This is a genomic window from Chitinophaga sp. 22308, assembly GCF_052045305.1.
Taxonomy (GTDB): domain Bacteria; phylum Bacteroidota; class Bacteroidia; order Chitinophagales; family Chitinophagaceae; genus Chitinophaga; species Chitinophaga varians_A.
Window position 1 is genome coordinate 125,547 of the sequence record NZ_JBQEOP010000010.1, and the last position, 16,104, is coordinate 141,650.

Consider the following 16,104-nt stretch of genomic DNA (forward strand, 5'->3'; position numbering starts at 1 on the left):
TGATTTTATTGTTTATTTCTTTGTTTTCTTTTTAGCGGCAGCTTTTTTCGGCGTCGCCTTTTTTGCAGATGCTTTAGCAGCCGCCTTTTTAGCAGGGGCCTTGGTCACCGTTGTTTTCACAGCGGCTTTTTTAGCGGGTGCCTTGGTGGCGGCTTTTTTGGCCGGTGCTTTAACAGCGGCTTTCTTTGCAGGAGCTTTAGCGACAGCTTTCTTTGCAGGAGCTTTAGCGACAGCTTTCTTTGCAGGAGCGGCGACCGCTTTTTTCGCAGCAGCTTTTTTAGCCGGTACAGCAGCTTTTTTGGCGGCTGCTTTTTTAGCAACCGGCGCTTTGGCCGCAGGTGCTTTTTTTGTAGCGGCTTTAGCTATTGTTGTTTTGGCAGCCGGTGCTTTTACGGCCGCTTTAGCGGTGGCTTTCCTGGCAGCAGCTTTTGGCGCAGCGGTTTTGACTGTTTTTTTCTTTTCAGCCGGAGCAGCTTTGGCCACAGGTTTTTCGGTCGCTTTTTTAGCGCCGGCCTTAGCGGTGGTTTTCTTCTCTGTTTTTTTAACGGCAGGAGATTCCATTACCGGTTGTACAGGCGTTTCCGCCGCTTTTTTGCTGGTGTTTGTTTTTATTTTTCCGGGAGATGCCGGAGCCGCCGCTGGTGTTGCTTCTGCTGATACCGGCGCTGGCACTGCATCTGCCTGGGCCGCTTTGTCGGCTGTCTGTTTTTTCGCTGTTTTCTTTTTCTTCACAGGCGCCGTTTCAGTTGCCGGTGAAGGTGCAGGAGCTGCTGGTGGCGGCGTGGTGACGTCTACCACGTGCGTTTCCGCGATCACCTGGTCAACAACCGGTTCAGGCGGTATTTCCAGGGAAACGGCAGGTGCAACAGGCGCTTCAGGCGTAAAGGGCCGTTTTTCCCTTGGCTGCCATGGCTGCTGCTGGCCGTGTTTTTGTTTTTTCTTTTTGTGGTCCCGGCGGCCTTCGCGGCGCTCATCGCGCTGACCGGGTTTAAATTCACGGCCGGCAGTAGCCAGTTCGCTGTCCAGCTCATAATCCAGCTGGCGTTTGGCGAGGTTGGCGGCCACCACGCGGATGGACACTTTCTCCCCTATACGGAAACGGCGGCCGCTGGCCTGTCCTACCAGCGCATATTCTGCTTCGTTGAAGGCAAACTCCTCCTTGCGGTTGAGATTATGGATGCTCACCAGCCCTTCACATTTGGTATCTACGGTTTCCACCCAGAAACCAAAGTGCGCCACACCGCTGATCACGCCTTCAAAGGTGTGACCAATAAACTGCTGCATATACTCTACCTGCTTGTATTTGTTGGCCGCCCTTTCGGCTTCCATGGCTTTACGTTCCATTTCAGAATCGTGCTTGCATTTGGTCTCCATCTGCTTGTCAGGATGGATATCGTCGGCCAGGCATTCGGCCACTACGCGATGTACCAGTACATCGGGGTAACGGCGTATCGGAGAGGTAAAGTGACAATAGTCTTCAAAGCCGAGGCCATAGTGGCCCACGTTGTTGACCGTATAAATGGCCTTGGCCATGGTACGGATGCCCAGGGTTTCCAGCACGTGTTGTTCAGGCTTGCCCTGTACCAGCTGCAACATCCTGTTAAATGAACGGGCAATGCTTTCAGGGGAGCTCACATCGAACTTATAGCCAAACTTACTGGCGAAAGCGGCGAACACCTTGAGTTTGTCAGGGTCCGGCGTATCGTGCACCCTATAAGGGAAGGGCACCGGTTGTTTGTTGACTTTGATTTTGGACACATAAGTGGCCACGGTCCTGTTGGCCAGCAACATAAACTCTTCGATCAGCTGATGCGCTTCTTTGCTCTCTTTCACCACAATGCCAACTGGCTTGCCTTTTTCATCCAGCTTGAAGCGGACTTCCTGTGAGGAGAAGTTGATGGCGCCATGCGCAAAGCGCTCCTGGCGGAGTGTCTGGGCTATTTTATTGAGCAGCAGGATTTCCTTTTCGTAAGGTCCTTCTTTGGTCTCGATCACTTCCTGTGCTTCTTCATAGGTGAAGCGGTGGTCAGAGTGGATCAGTGTCCGTCCTATCCAGTAATGTTTCACCTCTCCTTTCTCGTTCATCTGGAAGATGGCGGAGAAAGTGAGTTTATCTTCATGCGGGCGCAGGGAGCACAGTTCATTGGAAATTTTTTCCGGGAGCATGGGCAGTACACGGTCCGGCAGGTACACGGAGGTGGCGCGCCTGTCGGCTTCCTTGTCCAGTTCTGTGCCAGGCACCACATAGTGGCTCACATCAGCGATATGCACCCCTATCTCGTACAGGCCGTTTTTCAGCGGCCGGATGGAGATGGCGTCGTCAAAGTCTTTGGCGTCGACGGGGTCTATCGTGAAGGTGAGGATGTTTCTGCAGTCCTTGCGTTTCCGTACTTCCGTGTCCGTTATTTCTTCTTTGATACCAGCCAGTTCGTTCATTACTTCAGTGGGGAAGTTGAGCGGGAAACCGGCTTCGATGAGGATTTCCTTCATGGCGAGGTCGTTGGTGTCGCTGGCATCGAGGATTTCGATGACTTCACCCACGGGCTTGCGGGTTTTCTCGCCCCAGGCCACCACTTTCACCACGGCTTTATCACCGGACTTCCCGTTATTGAGGGAGTTGGCGGGGATATAGATGTCCGGCATGAACAGGCCCTTTTCCGTGATCAGGAAGCCGAAGCTTTTGCTCACCTGCAGGGTGCCGGTAAATTCAGTCTTGTTACGTTTAAGGATGTCCGTTATAACGCCTTCCTGACGGCCATCGCCTCCGCCATGTTTGATCACGTCTACCAGGACTTCATCTTTATCGAGGGCGGTATTCAGGTTTTTCTGCTTTACCATGATGTCCCTGGCGAGGCCCGGTACAATCACGAAGGCCATTCCTGACCTTGTCAGTTCCACAACACCTCTGAAGGTTTTTTTCTGACCGGGCTGTTTCTGACCGGGGTGTTTCTGACCGGGGTGTTTCTTATCTTTCTTTTTCTTACTCATGTTTGGTTGTAGTCTTATTGACCGAAGGCCGGCAACTGCCGGGCCACATAGTCAAAAATAAAGTTATTAAATGATTCCGCTTCTCCGAAGAGGAACGAAATTTCCACTGGCATAACAGCTATTTGCAGGTTTTGTTCTGCCAGCTCTTTTTGCAGGAGATGCAGCCTTACTGCGTCTTTTTCTGTGGTGATGACCATCTTTTGTGTTCCGGGCAGGTCATCTCTTTCCTTTTTAATTTTTGCAATATCTTTTTCTGAATAGTAATAGTGATCGGGAAACGCCAGCAGGTACACTTTCTGATACTGTTGTTGCAGTTTTTCCAGGAGCGGTTCCGGCCGGGCGATGCCGCAGGCGAGTAACACCGAGGCCGAAGCAGGAACATTCACGGGCTGCCGGGTTGTCATATCAAATAATGCGCCGTACTGCAAGGTAGTAAAAAACAGCCGCTGACCGGGTAACGGATTGATTTCTTTTTCCAGCGCCGCTTTTTCAGCCAGGCTCATGTCCGGCGGACACTTGGAAACGATAATGCAATTAGCGCGCTGGTAACCGCTTCTTCCTTCCCGCAAACGGCCGAAAGGCACCACATGGTCGCGGGTGAACAGCCGGCTGTATTCGGTAATCATGATGTTCATGCCGGGTTTCACAGACCGGTGCTGGAAAGCATCGTCCAGCAACACAACCTGGGTGTCCGGCTCGTCGCCCAGTAGCTGTGGGATGGCCAGCATTCTTTCTTCGCCCACGCACACTTTGATGTCCGGGTATTTAGCATGGAACTGCATCGGTTCATCACCGATGTCGGCGGCGGTGCTGTGTTCATCGGCCAGCAGGTAACCGCTGGTACGGCGGTTATAGCCGCGGCTGAGCGTGGCCGTCCTGAAGTGGTCTTTGAGCAGGCGGATCAGGTATTCCACATGCGGCGTCTTGCCGGTACCGCCTACTGACAGGTTGCCACAGGCAATCACCGGCAGGTCGAATTCCACGGCCGTCAACAGGCCTTTATCGTAGAAGCGGTTGCGGGCCCACATCACAAGGCCATAAAGCAGGGAGAAGGGATATAACAGTATTTTCAGGTAACTCAGTAGTTTCAGCACTGCTAAGGTTGTTTAAAATGATAAATAAAGTCGGGCGTCACCACCGTCTGCAGCGGCACGTCCCAGGGGTCGGCATCACTGATGCCCTCAATAGGGCCAAACAGCGAAAGGCCTACTGTACGCACATCGGGGCGGCACTGCTTCAGGAAACGGTCGTACATGCCTTTGCCATACCCTACCCGCTGGCCCTGCTGATCGAAAGCCAATAAGGGCACCATCACCAGGTCGACGGTTTCCGGCAGCACCGGATCCCCGTTTTCCGGCTCAGGGATACCGAAACGGTTTTTTACCAGCACCGTGTTGACATGCCACGCATAATGCAGCATATCGCCGGTTTTCATGTCGGCCTTTGGAAGCACCAGCTGTAGGTCCGGATGCTGTTGCCGCAGCCATTGGGCCAATGGCCAGGTATCGACTTCTTTTTTTTCCGAGATGGGAAGGAAAAGATGCAGATAACGCACTCCCTGGTAATCCAGCTGGCGGGCGTGGGCCAGCAGCCGTTCGTTCAGGTCTGCCGCCGTGGCGTCTGGGAGGTTCAGGCGCTGCTCCAGGAAGTGTTTTCGTATATCCTTTTTGGTGATCATGCCAGTAACGCCTTTAAGGGAGCTGACAAAAGTTGTGCCTGTTGCTGCACAAATGCCATATTGACTTCCGCGGCCTGTGGGATACGCCCTATACGGGGATATCCGCTGAGCCGCACGATATCATCTTCATTTGTATGGTAATCGCCGCCAAAAATCCAGCCTATAACGGGAACGCCTGCATGTTGCAGTACCCGGGCCGTCAGCAGGCTGTGATTAATGCTGCCGAGATAATTCTGTGCCGCGATAATAACGCCGGCACCGAGATCGCGGACCAGGTCCAGCGTCAGCACATCGTCTGTCAGCGGCACCAGCAGCCCACCGGCGCCTTCTATCACGAGCGGCCGGCCGGCCGGTTGCAGCAGGCCCGCCTGTCTTACAATTTCAGCGGTATCGATGGTGACTTGTTCCATGCGCGCGGCCAGGTGCGGCGAGGCCGGCTCTTTTAATACATATGCTTCCGGATGGCAAACGGTGATGCCTTCCGGCACCAGGGCCCTGACAGTCTGCGTGTCGGTGCCTTCTTCAGACCCTGATTGTACAGGTTTCCAGTAGTCGGCCTCCAGGGCGGTGGTCACACAGGCGGATATGATGGTTTTCCCTACACCGGTGCCAATACCGGTTACAAATATTCGATTCATCTACGGCAAATATAACAGAGGAATTACGATTTACGAATTACGAATTACGAATGAAGGCTTGTTTTCAGGTTAATGACCACAGAGAACGTCAGATTTTAACATTTTTTAAATCTTGGATGTTTTCCATCAAATTACAGCTATTATTAAAAATAATTCATCTACCTAAATCATTATCAGAAAAACAAAAAGAAATCAGGGGATTCTGCCGATGGCCCGTTAAGGCCGGTTACAGCAATTTAATGGCAGCGGCCTGTTTGTTTGGGCTTAATTCGTAATTTACAACTGTACACAACCTCATTGATTTTATGAAATACGCAGCAAACATTCTCGAAACGATAGGACATACCCCGCTGGTAAAACTGAACCGCGTAACCGCTTCCCTCCCCTGTCCCGTATTCGCCAAGGTAGAATTTTTTAATCCGGGCAATTCCATTAAAGACCGTATGGCCATTAAGATGGTGGAAGTGGCGGAACAGAAAGGCCTGCTCAAACCCGGCGGCACCATCATTGAAGGCACTTCCGGCAATACCGGCATGGGCCTCGCCCTGGCAGCGGTGATCAAAGGCTACAAATGTATCTTCACCACTACCGATAAACAGTCCAAGGAAAAGGTAGACATCCTCAAAGCCGTAGGCGCAGAAGTGATCGTGTGCCCGACCAACGTGGAACCGGAAGATCCCCGCTCCTACTATTCCGTATCTAAAAGACTGGCTACCGAAATACCTAACTCATTTTACGTTAATCAATATGACAACCTTGCCAACCGCGACGCCCACTACGAGCAGACCGGCCCGGAAATATGGGAACAGACAGACGGCAACGTAACACACCTCATCGTGGCCACCGGCACCGGCGGCACCATTACCGGCACCGGCAAATTCCTCAAGGAAAAAAATCCGAATATCAAAGTATGGGCCATCGACAGCTACGGTTCCCTGCTCAAAAAATATTTCGAAACCGGTGAAATAGATATGGGCGAAGTGTATCCCTATATCACCGAAGGCATCGGCGAAGACTTTGTGCCGCAGAACTACGACATGAGCGTGATCGACGCCTTCACCAAAGTGACGGACAAAGACGGCGCCGTAATGGCCCGCCGTATCACCAAAGAAGAAGGGATTTTCGTTGGCTACTCCGCCGGATCGGCCGTAGCAGGACTGATGCAACTCAAAGACACCCTCAAGCCGGACGATGTGGTAGTAGTAATTTTCCATGACCATGGCAGCCGTTATGTAGGAAAAGTATATAACGACCAGTGGATGATGGAACGCGGCTTCCTCGACGTAAAAACCGTAAAAGACATTGTAGGCGCCCGTCGCAATATGCCGCTGGTCACCATCAACGCCGAAGAAAAGGTAAGCGAAGCCATTGCCAAAATGCGCAAATTCGATATCGAACATATCCCTGTCACCAATGGCAGCGACATCATCGGCGCTGTATCAGAGAGTGGGCTGTTCAACAAGCTGATTGATAACCCGCACCTGAAAGACGCGTCCGTACAGGAAGTCATGCACGCTCCGTTCCCCATGGTCAACCCGGACACGCCGATAGAGAAACTGTCCGTTTACATCAATCGTGAAAACGGCGCCGTTATGACCAAAGACGAAAGCGGCGACCATCATATTGTAACCAAATACGACATCATTCAGGCCCTGGGCCGTTAACAACTATGTTCCGGGACCAACTGAACCGTACCATTCATCTGCCGGAGGCGCCAAAGCGGATTATCTCGCTGGTGCCTTCGCAGACAGAACTTTTATATACCCTCGGACTGGAAGAGGAAGTGGTGGGCATCACCAAATTTTGCGTGCATCCCGAATCGTGGTTCCGCAGCAAAACACGCGTGGGCGGCACCAAAAACGTACGCATGGAAGTGATCAGGGAACTGTCTCCTGATCTGATCATCGCCAATAAAGAAGAAAATACCGCCGAAGACGTGATGGCGCTGATGGAGCATTATCCCGTATGGGTGAGCAATATACAGTCGCTCGAAGATGCCTGTGACATGATCACCGGGATCGGCGCCATTACCCGGAAGACCGATGCCGCCATCCGACTGGCAGACACCATCCGGCAACGTTTTGCGGCGTTACAACCGCTCCCCCGCCCTGTTCCCACCGCCTACTTTATCTGGCGCGATCCGTGGATGGCCGCTGGCGGAGATACTTTCATCCACCAGATGCTGCAACGCTGCGGTCTGCAAAACGTATTCGCAGACATACCACGTTACCCAGCCATCGACGAAGAACAGCTGGCAGCCAGCGGTTGCAGGCTGGTACTGTTATCGTCCGAACCGTATCCTTTTAAAGAAAAACACATGCATGAAATACAGGCCATCCTTCCAAATGCAAAGGTGATGCTGGTAGACGGTGAACTGTTCTCGTGGTATGGCAGCCGGCTGCTGGAAGCGCCGGCGTATTTTCAGGAGTTGTTTCAGCAAATAGCCCAGGGCTGAAGCCCGGGGTCACACTGAGTGTCTTCTGCCGCATAGCTGTTCAGTGCCCGGGGATTGTTTTGATGTACAGGCCTTTGGTTATTTCTTTGAGGCTGCCAATTGGCAGCTTTCTTTTTTTAAATTACCTTATTTTTTTTCATGAGCAACCGTTTTGTTATCTCTTCCGTAACAAGAGTATCTCCATTTTATTCACAAAACGCTTTTTATGGAAAGAAGGGATTTTGTATCCAACATCGGAATGACGCTGGCACTGGCTTGTGTTGGCGGATTAGCGGCCTGCAGCAAGGGCGGGGACGGTTACGGGTCCTCACCACAACCTACGCCGGGCGGAGCTAATGCTAAGCTGTCGCTCAACCTGAGCACGGACCTTCCTAACCCCGGCGACTTTAAAATCTCCAACGGGGTGATCATCATCCGTACCGGCACGGGCAATACGGCGGCGGATTTCACTGCATTATCCAGCACGTGCACACATCAGGGATGTACCGTTGCCACATTCAACAACACTACGAAACTGATAGAATGCAATGCGCCTTGCGGCCATGGCAGCAGGTATACGACCAGCGGCGCAGTGAATACCGGTCCGGCTACAACAGCGCTGACCGCCTATACCATTACCATTAGCGGTAACACCTTGACTGTTGCCTGATGCAATGAAAGAGGACATTTACGGCTGATAACGGAACAGGTAAACCGTATCAAAAAACGGGAAGTGACGGGCCTTAGCAATTCAATTGCTGTTCCGGCCTGCTTTCCATGGTTGTAATCGTGAAAAGCAGGCCGCAAAAACATCTCCGGATTACGAGCAGCCAATCATCAGAAGAACCTGGATCAGAACGTAGCCCAGGGCTTCAGCCCTGGGATTAATGTTTTATCAGAAAATCCACCACCCATGCGGCGAAGTGGTTTGAGCGCATCACGCTGTTGTGATCGCCGGCCACGGTGCCATGCATGCCGCGGGGCATCATGGCAGCGAGTGGGCCGCCGGTGTCATTATCTTCATCTTTATCGCCTCCTATCACCAGTACCGGCTGTTGCACCTTCGCCAATTCGAATGGTGCGGTGGCGGGCTGGCCCCATTGCATCAGCGCCAGCGCCCGCTGGTCTAACCCTTTCGCCTGTACGTTTTTGACCATGGCTGCCAGTTCCGGTACATCTTTTCCGGAGAGGGCCTCATAAAATTTCAGCCGGCGTGGCCATGCAGGGTCGGTGAAGCCGGTGCCGATGCCGCCGAGCACGGCGCAGGTCACCCTGGGGTCCAGCACCAGCAAACGTGCCGCGATGATAGATCCGCGGGAATAGCCCACTACTTTGTACGCCGGCAGTTGCAGATGCCGGGCAAGACCAATAATATCGCGGGCTTCCGCGTCCTGTGCGTAGGCGAGGCTGTCATGCGGATGGCCGGAGGCGCCGTTGCCTCGCAGGTCCGGCGTGATCACGCGGAACCCGTGTTGCAGCAGGGAGTCGTATAATGGCGTGGCAGGCCATGAATCGCCGCTGCCCATGAAGCCGTGTACCAGTATGACCGGTTCTCCGTTTCCTTTGACAGTATAATGAATGCGGGTACCGTCAAAAGAAGAAAAGTAATTGATGGAATCGTTTGCATTCCGATCAAACCGGCCAGCGAAGAGTGTTTTAAAGGAAAGCAGCAGTAATGTGGCGCAGCAGATTTTACGCATAGCAGTAAGGAATAAGAGGTTAAAATACATTTTTCCGCCTGTATTTTTCAGCGGAGATAAAAATACATTTCGCTATAAATCTTATTTTTTACTGTGTATATTTGCTTTCCTAAAAAAACAAATACATTTTAAAGTATGGGAAAATACAGAGCTGGCGTATTATTCGGCGAAGAGCTGGATGCGCTGTATAACGATGCCAAAGACAACGGATTTGCTATGCCTGCCGTGAACGTAGTGGGGACCAATTCAGTTAATGCGGTACTGGAAACGGCTGCCAAAGTAAATTCACCGGTTATTATACAGTTTTCCAATGGCGGCGCTCAGTTTTACGCCGGTAAAGGTATGCCGAACGATAAGCTGCAGGCTAACATCGCTGGCGGTATCTCTGGTGCGAAACATGTACACGAAGTAGCGAAATATTATGGTGTTCCGGTTGTGCTCCATACTGACCATGCCGCTAAAAAATGGCTGCCATGGATCGACGGTCTGCTGGATGCCGGTGAAACTTTCTTCAAACAAACCGGTCAACCGCTGTACAGCTCTCACATGCTGGACCTCTCCGAAGAGCCTATCCAGGAAAACATCGAGATCTCCCACAAATACTTTGAGCGGATGAACAAGCTGGGCATGTCCATCGAAATCGAGCTGGGCGTGACCGGCGGCGAGGAAGATGGTGTAGACAACTCCGGCGTGGACAACTCCAAGCTCTATACGCAGCCTGAAGACGTGGCTTATGCTTACGAAGTGCTGTCTAAAGTAGGCAGCCGCTTCACGGTAGCTGCTGCATTCGGTAACGTACACGGCGTATACAGCCCGGGCAACGTGGAACTGCGCCCTGTGATCCTGCAGAACAGCCAGGAATACATCCAACAGAAATTCGGCACCAAAGCTAAACCGGTTTACTATGTATTCCACGGTGGCAGCGGTTCTCCAAAACACCAGATCGCTGAAGCACTGGGCTACGGCGTTATCAAAATGAACATTGACACTGACATGCAGTGGGCATTCTGGGAAGGCGTGCACGACTACTACGAAGCGAAGAAAGAATACCTGCAGGGCCAACTGGGCAACCCCGAAGGTGCTGACAAGCCTAACAAAAAATACTACGATCCGCGCGTATGGCTGCGCAAAGGTGAAGATACCTTTGTAAAACGTCTGGAAGAGGCGTTCCGCGACCTGAACTGCATCAACAGAAACTAATACCGGTACCTCCGGAAGGATGCGCCTGAAAAGCGCCCGCCGGACTGATATTTCAGTATAACCGCCCGAAGCGGAAACAAAGCGAACTTATATTAAAATAATCGCTTTTGTTTCCGCTTCATTATTAATAGTTAAAATAAAACAATTTCCCTCATTTTCGGGACGAGATTCTGACAACTGTTTGGTTTTATGCATTAATTCGTATCTTGCACCACTATTTTCTAATCTAATAGTAAAATATGTCAAGCTGGTTTAAGCGAATTAAACAAGGCATCTCCACTTCCACCAGTGAGAAGAAGGAAGCACCGGACGGGTTGTGGCACAAGTGTCCTAACTGTAAGAAAACCACCACTGTTAAGGATCTGAAGGAGCATTACTACGTGTGTGATAAATGTAACTATCACAACCGTATCAACTCCAAAGAGTATTTTGAGATTATTTTCGACGACAATCAGTTCGAGGAACTGTTTTCCAATATTTACCCGACCGATTTCCTAGGCTTTAAAGACCTGAAACCTTACGCTGACAGGCTGAAGGACGCACAAAAGAAATCCGGCCTGAAAGATGCCATGACAGTTGGCACCGGTAAGGTAAACGGATTGGACCTGGTAGTGGCCTGTATGGACTTCAACTTCATCGGCGGCTCTATGGGCTCCGTGGTAGGTGAAAAAATCGCCCGTTCCATTGACTACTGCATCGTGCACAAAATGCCATTGATGATCATCTCCAAATCCGGCGGTGCGCGTATGATGGAAAGTGCCTTCTCCCTGATGCAGATGGCCAAAACTTCCGCGAAACTGACGCAGCTCGCCACCGCCAGACTGCCCTTTATCTCTCTGATGACCGATCCTACTACCGGTGGTGTGACCGCCTCCTTCGCGATGCTGGGAGACGTGAACATTGCGGAACCAGGCGCCCTGATTGGCTTTGCCGGCCCCAGGATCATCAAAGAGACGATCAAAAAAGACCTCCCTGCTGGTTTCCAAAGCGCTGAGTTCCTGCTGGAACACGGCTTCCTGGACTTCATCATGGACCGGAAAGAATTAAAAACAAGACTGGCCAACCTGCTCAGTCTCTTCAAAAACTAGATAATCATTTTGGGATTTCCGAATTTTTTGATTTTGGAATTTTGGGAGACCATCAGGTCGATTAAATCACGAAATCAAAAAATCGAAAATCCCAAAATTTTCACCCCATGGCCGAATTAAGAAACAGATCAGCATATTTTGAGTACGCAATAGAAGAAAAATTTATTGCGGGAATGGTATTGACAGGAACAGAGATTAAGTCTATCCGCGCCAGCAGGGTCAGTTTTAATGATTCCTTTTGTTATTTTTCAAAAGGAGAATTGTTTGTTAAAAGCCTGCATATCGCCGAATATTCTCACGGCACCAGCGCCAATCACGATCCCCTGCGCGAAAGAAAATTGCTGTTGACAAAACGGGAATTGAAAAAAATCGAGAACAAGATCAAAGAACGAGGCTATACCATTGTTCCGCTTCGTATATTCATCACGGATAAAAGTCTTGCCAAAATGGAAATAGGTGTGGGCAAGGGTAAAAAACTGTACGACAAACGGGAATCTATCAAACAACGTGAGTCCGACAGGGAATTACGCCGCCAGATCAAATAGCCACTGCTGCAAGCAACGTCACTGCATAAATCCTGTCCCTTGAATACGATTAGTCTACCTTTCCGTTCTGCCGGCATACGGGGAATGTTATGCCTGTTGGCCTGCCTCCTCTTATGGGGCTGCCGCTCCGGCGAAAAACTCTACAACAAAGGCAAATACGACGACGCTGTAGCCGCTTTCATCAAAAAACTTCAGCGCAGGCCACAAGACGCCACCGCCCTGCAGCTGCTGCCCGAAGCCTACCGCCAGGCACAAAGACTGCACGACGACCGGGTCAACGGTTTTCTCCGCTCCAACAACCAGCTTAAATGGGAACCGGTACGCAATGAATACCGCGCCATGCAACGGCTGTACGATCTCATTCACAGTTCCCCCGCCGCCTTGCAGGTGGTGACCCCTAAAGATTATCGTGACGCCATTACCGGCGCGCAGGAAAACGCCGCAGAAAGCCGCTATGACCGCGGTGTGGCACTCATGGAGCGGGGCGACAAGGCCAGCGCCCGCAAAGCCTACGAGGAATTCGCCGCCTCCCTTAAACTGATCAGCAATTACCGCGACGCCAAAGAGCGCATGGAAGAAGCCTTTCAGGCCGGCGTGATACACGTGGTCGTGAGTGAGATAGATGTGCGCTCCCCCTTCTTCCAGTTCAGCGCCGACCAGTTCCGCGACTATCTCGTGCGCACACTGCAACAACGCAGCATCAACCGGTTCGTGGCCTTTTATGACGAACGTTTTGCCCGGAACGAAAACCTGCAGCCCGATCAGTACATCGCCCTGCGCTTCCAGGACTTCGTAGTGGGCCAGACCTTCGTGGACCGCCTTCAGCGCGATGTCTCCAAAGAGATCGTTACCGGTACCTCCAAAGACACCTCCGGCAAAATCATCAACATATACACTACCGTTAAAGCCACCCTCTTCATCACCAAAAAAACCGTGGTGTCCAAAGGGCTGCTGGACTATCAGATCACCGATACCAATAACGGCCGCTTACTGCGCACAGACCGCATTCCGGGCAGCTACACCTGGCTCAACCAGTTTGGCACCTATCGCGGCGACTACCGCGCACTGAGCGAGGAAGACAAAAAAATGATCGGGGGCCAGGACGTAGCGCCACCACCACCGCAGGACCTTTTTATCGAATTCACCAGACCCATATACGATCAGCTGGAAAGGGACTTAAGAAGTTACTACAGTAACATCAACTAAATAAAGAAGGCCATGATTACCTGCGTAATCATGGCCTTCTTCCTTATATCTTAAGTTACAACAGCGGTGTCAATACAGGTATCAGCTGATGTGCCGGCACCACCCCGCTCTGGCGCCATGCCAGCTTTCCGTTTTTAAACAACAGCATGGTGGGTACGCTGCTAATCTGCCATTGGGCCGCCAGCTGCTGGTTTTTATCGATATCAATTTTAATGATGCGAAGCTTGTCTCCAAATTTGTCTTTCACCTCTTTCAGAATGGGTGGCATCATCTTACAGGGGCCGCACCAGACGGCAAAACAGTCGATCAGCACCGGGGTGTCTGACTGAAGTATTGATTGCAGGTTTTCCATAGCGCACTGATTTAATCCACCTGCAAAATAATCTTTTTTAAAGACTTGATAATGGGCAAGTTGGAGACAACACCGCCTGCACCACTTGACTGCATTGAAAACATTTCATACATTAGGTATATCTGTAATTTCAAATCACGCCGCCAATGAACATATTATCCTCTGTCATCTACATGATCTGGTTTCTTTCCGAGATATTATTACACAGAATATTACGGGGAGGGGCGCCAGACGATCAAAAGAAAAAAGACAAAGGCAGCCTCGCCTATATCTGGATTATTATCCTGATCAGCATCAACACAGCCGTATACATTTCTTACAAGACAAAGTTCCCTATACTGCAGCAGGGCAGCCTGATGAACTATATCGGTCTGTCCGTTATCCTGGCCGGCATGGCGCTGCGCTTTTATGCCATTGCATCACTGGGCCGGTTGTTTACCGTGGTGGTAACCATCCGTAAGGACCATCATATCAAGAAAGACGGTATTTACAGCATTTTGCGGCACCCCTCCTATGCAGGCTCCCTGTTGTCTTTCCTCGGTTTTGGCCTGTCGCTCAACAACTGGCCGGGGCTGGCCATAGCGTTCGTCCCGGTGCTGGCGGCCTTTATCTACCGCATGAACATAGAAGAAAAAGTGTTGACAGAACAGTTCGGCAACGAATATGCAGAGTACATCCAACAGACCCGTCGCATTCTTCCTTTTATCTATTAAAAGCATAAAAAAAGCCTTTGGAAAAACTTCCAAAGGCTTTGATTTATGAAGGATAAAAACTAGTTGTTGATATTGGGATTGTTCTGTAACTCAGCGATGGGAACAGCGAACAGGTAGTAAGAGCTGTTTTTCACAAAAGCGCTGCCATCAGGCAGTTTCAGCGTACGGTGCCCTACCCCGCGCACCTGCACTACAGAACCATCCGGCTGCGGTACATTGATGATACTGTCAGCACCGGTGTAAGACTTAAATGGTTTCCTTACTACGGTACCGCCTGTACGAATAATATCCACCAGTGAGAAACCTTCGCCCCACAATTCCTTTCTTCTTTCCAGCAGGACCGTGTCGGTCACGGAACCGCCGCCGCCATAGAGATGGGAGTTGCGCGCTGTTCTGAGCACATTCAGCACTTCTGCCGCTTTAGTGGCATTGCTGGTGCGCGCATAGCCTTCTGCTTCGATCAGGTACATTTCCGCGGAACGCATCAACACCACATCAGACACCATTGCACCGGGATCGCGGAAACGGAATTTTTTGTACAGCAAAGCGCCGGGACCGCTGGTGCTCCACTGGAACAAACGGAAACGCACGTCTGTGCTGTCAAAATAACCCTGGAACCACGGATCGGCCTTAAAGCTTTTATAGTAAGCCACCGGTGTGGACACGTCCAGGAAATTAAACGTAGAGGCAGCCACGTTCTGGCTGGGTGTCTGCGGCTGGCCCCAGATCCATTCCGGATTGTTGACATCATTGAAGCCTTTGTTATAGTCATCACCGGACATCAGCGGATAACCGTTGCGTGCCGCCACAGCAGCAGCGATAGCTTTGTCAGGCTGGTTGCTGTAGAGATAAGCACGTGCCAGCAGACCATTGGTCACATTAGCATCAATTTTGAATTTCTGCGTAGCGCTGCGGCTGTAGTCGGTGAGCAACGGCACAGCAGCCTGTAAGTCGCTGATCGCCTGTTGATATACCTGTGTTACTGTAGACCGGGCTTTACCGGGAGTAGACGGATTGGCCGGATCAGTGTAAATGGGCACTGATTTAGCGTTCGGGTCGTTGGTAACGCCGAAGGAATAAAATTCCGCCAGTGTCAGGTAGCACCAGCCTCTTAAGGCTGACGCCTGTCCTTTCAGCAGCTTACGTTTAGCATCATCGCCAGGCACCTTATCTATTTTAGACAGGAAGTTGTTGCAGTTATCGATGGTTTTATACAGGATGGTCCAGTAAGCGCTCACCCTGTTTTTGGTCTTGTCTGCCATCTCGTTAAACGTGTACGAGTCCCTGAAACCATAAGCGGTAGTCAACGCCACGTCGCTACCCATGGCATCGCTGGTAAGGTCCAGCGATTTGATGCCCGGAACGGCGAAGGTGAAGTAGGTTTCAAACATATATGCCCAGATACCTGTCAGCGCAGTTTCTGCGTTATCAACGGTGTTAAACACCTGGTCATCGGGCACGGCATTGGTTGGCCGCGTGTTCAGGTAATCCTTGTTGCAGGCTGCGAGAACAGCTGCGGCGAATATAGCGATGAATAATAGTCTGTTCTTTTTCATGACACA

15 protein-coding genes are annotated in these 16,104 nt (G+C 51.1%); 8 read left to right on the forward strand and 7 right to left on the reverse strand.

Annotated elements, in window-relative coordinates; translation table 11 throughout:
* Positions 1-12 precede the first annotated feature (12 nt).
* From rnr to bioD, 4 genes are read right to left on the reverse strand one after another with little or no spacing between them, the layout of a single operon-like run.
* Positions 13-2,988, reverse strand: a complete 2,976-nt coding sequence (rnr, locus tag ACTJJS_RS31275; RefSeq protein WP_440667752.1) for a ribonuclease R — start codon at positions 2,986-2,988, stop codon at positions 13-15.
* Between the two features lie 14 nt (positions 2,989-3,002).
* Complete coding sequence (gene lpxK, locus ACTJJS_RS31280; RefSeq protein ID WP_317166469.1) at positions 3,003-4,082, reverse strand: tetraacyldisaccharide 4'-kinase; 1,080 nt, start codon at positions 4,080-4,082, stop codon at positions 3,003-3,005.
* Between the two features lie 2 nt (positions 4,083-4,084).
* Complete coding sequence (locus ACTJJS_RS31285) at positions 4,085-4,666, reverse strand: 5-formyltetrahydrofolate cyclo-ligase (RefSeq protein ID WP_440667754.1); 582 nt, start codon at positions 4,664-4,666, stop codon at positions 4,085-4,087.
* A complete protein-coding gene (bioD, locus tag ACTJJS_RS31290; RefSeq protein ID WP_440667756.1) occupies positions 4,663-5,304 on the reverse strand; it encodes a dethiobiotin synthase in 642 nt (213 codons plus the stop codon). The genes ACTJJS_RS31285 and bioD overlap by 4 nt, the downstream gene beginning before the upstream one ends.
* 305 nt (positions 5,305-5,609) lie before the next feature.
* Between bioD and ACTJJS_RS31295 the strand changes: the two genes are divergently transcribed.
* The 3 genes from ACTJJS_RS31295 to ACTJJS_RS31305 all read left to right on the forward strand — a co-directional run bounded on the left by ACTJJS_RS31295 (position 5,610) and on the right by ACTJJS_RS31305 (position 8,408).
* On the forward strand, positions 5,610-6,968 hold the full coding sequence (locus ACTJJS_RS31295; protein ID WP_440667757.1) for a pyridoxal-phosphate dependent enzyme: 1,359 nt from the start codon (positions 5,610-5,612) through the stop codon (positions 6,966-6,968).
* 5 nt (positions 6,969-6,973) lie between these two features.
* The gene (locus ACTJJS_RS31300) at positions 6,974-7,759 is read left to right on the forward strand and encodes a helical backbone metal receptor (RefSeq protein ID WP_440667758.1); all 786 of its coding nucleotides are present in this window, start codon (positions 6,974-6,976) and stop codon (positions 7,757-7,759) included.
* Between the two features lie 205 nt (positions 7,760-7,964).
* The gene (locus ACTJJS_RS31305; protein WP_440667760.1) at positions 7,965-8,408 is read left to right on the forward strand and encodes a ubiquinol-cytochrome c reductase iron-sulfur subunit; all 444 of its coding nucleotides are present in this window, start codon (positions 7,965-7,967) and stop codon (positions 8,406-8,408) included.
* Between the two features lie 214 nt (positions 8,409-8,622).
* Here ACTJJS_RS31305 and ACTJJS_RS31310 read toward each other — a convergent pair whose 3' ends face one another.
* Entirely contained in the window at positions 8,623-9,438 is an 816-nt protein-coding gene (locus tag ACTJJS_RS31310) for an alpha/beta fold hydrolase (RefSeq protein WP_440667761.1), read from the reverse strand.
* A 135-nt stretch (positions 9,439-9,573) separates the two neighbouring features.
* Between ACTJJS_RS31310 and fbaA the strand changes: the two genes are divergently transcribed.
* The 4 genes from fbaA (at position 9,574) to ACTJJS_RS31330 (ending at position 13,477) form a co-directional block, all read left to right on the forward strand.
* Positions 9,574-10,638 (forward strand): class II fructose-bisphosphate aldolase, encoded by a 1,065-nt coding sequence (gene fbaA, locus ACTJJS_RS31315; protein ID WP_188106140.1) that lies wholly within the window; start codon positions 9,574-9,576, stop codon positions 10,636-10,638.
* A gap of 239 nt (positions 10,639-10,877) precedes the next feature.
* A complete protein-coding gene (accD, locus tag ACTJJS_RS31320; RefSeq protein WP_168875013.1) occupies positions 10,878-11,726 on the forward strand; it encodes an acetyl-CoA carboxylase, carboxyltransferase subunit beta in 849 nt (282 codons plus the stop codon).
* 65 nt (positions 11,727-11,791) lie between these two features.
* The gene (gene smpB / locus ACTJJS_RS31325; RefSeq protein ID WP_440667879.1) at positions 11,792-12,271 is read left to right on the forward strand and encodes an SsrA-binding protein SmpB; all 480 of its coding nucleotides are present in this window, start codon (positions 11,792-11,794) and stop codon (positions 12,269-12,271) included.
* 39 nt (positions 12,272-12,310) lie between these two features.
* Positions 12,311-13,477 carry a tetratricopeptide repeat protein gene (locus ACTJJS_RS31330; protein WP_440667764.1) on the forward strand — a complete coding sequence of 389 codons (1,167 nt, stop codon included), beginning with the start codon at positions 12,311-12,313 and terminating at the stop codon, positions 13,475-13,477.
* 55 nt (positions 13,478-13,532) lie between these two features.
* Here the strand turns inward: ACTJJS_RS31330 and trxA are convergent, their stop codons facing one another.
* The gene (trxA, locus tag ACTJJS_RS31335; protein ID WP_168875010.1) at positions 13,533-13,829 is read right to left on the reverse strand and encodes a thioredoxin; all 297 of its coding nucleotides are present in this window, start codon (positions 13,827-13,829) and stop codon (positions 13,533-13,535) included.
* A gap of 146 nt (positions 13,830-13,975) precedes the next feature.
* Here trxA and ACTJJS_RS31340 point away from each other — a divergent pair, with 146 nt between their 5' ends.
* The gene (locus ACTJJS_RS31340; protein ID WP_440667766.1) at positions 13,976-14,542 is read left to right on the forward strand and encodes a methyltransferase family protein; all 567 of its coding nucleotides are present in this window, start codon (positions 13,976-13,978) and stop codon (positions 14,540-14,542) included.
* A gap of 59 nt (positions 14,543-14,601) precedes the next feature.
* On the opposite strand, the gene ACTJJS_RS31345 is transcribed toward ACTJJS_RS31340, so the two are convergent.
* Positions 14,602-16,098 (reverse strand): RagB/SusD family nutrient uptake outer membrane protein, encoded by a 1,497-nt coding sequence (locus ACTJJS_RS31345; RefSeq protein WP_440667768.1) that lies wholly within the window; start codon positions 16,096-16,098, stop codon positions 14,602-14,604.
* Positions 16,099-16,104: the final 6 nt, after the last annotated feature.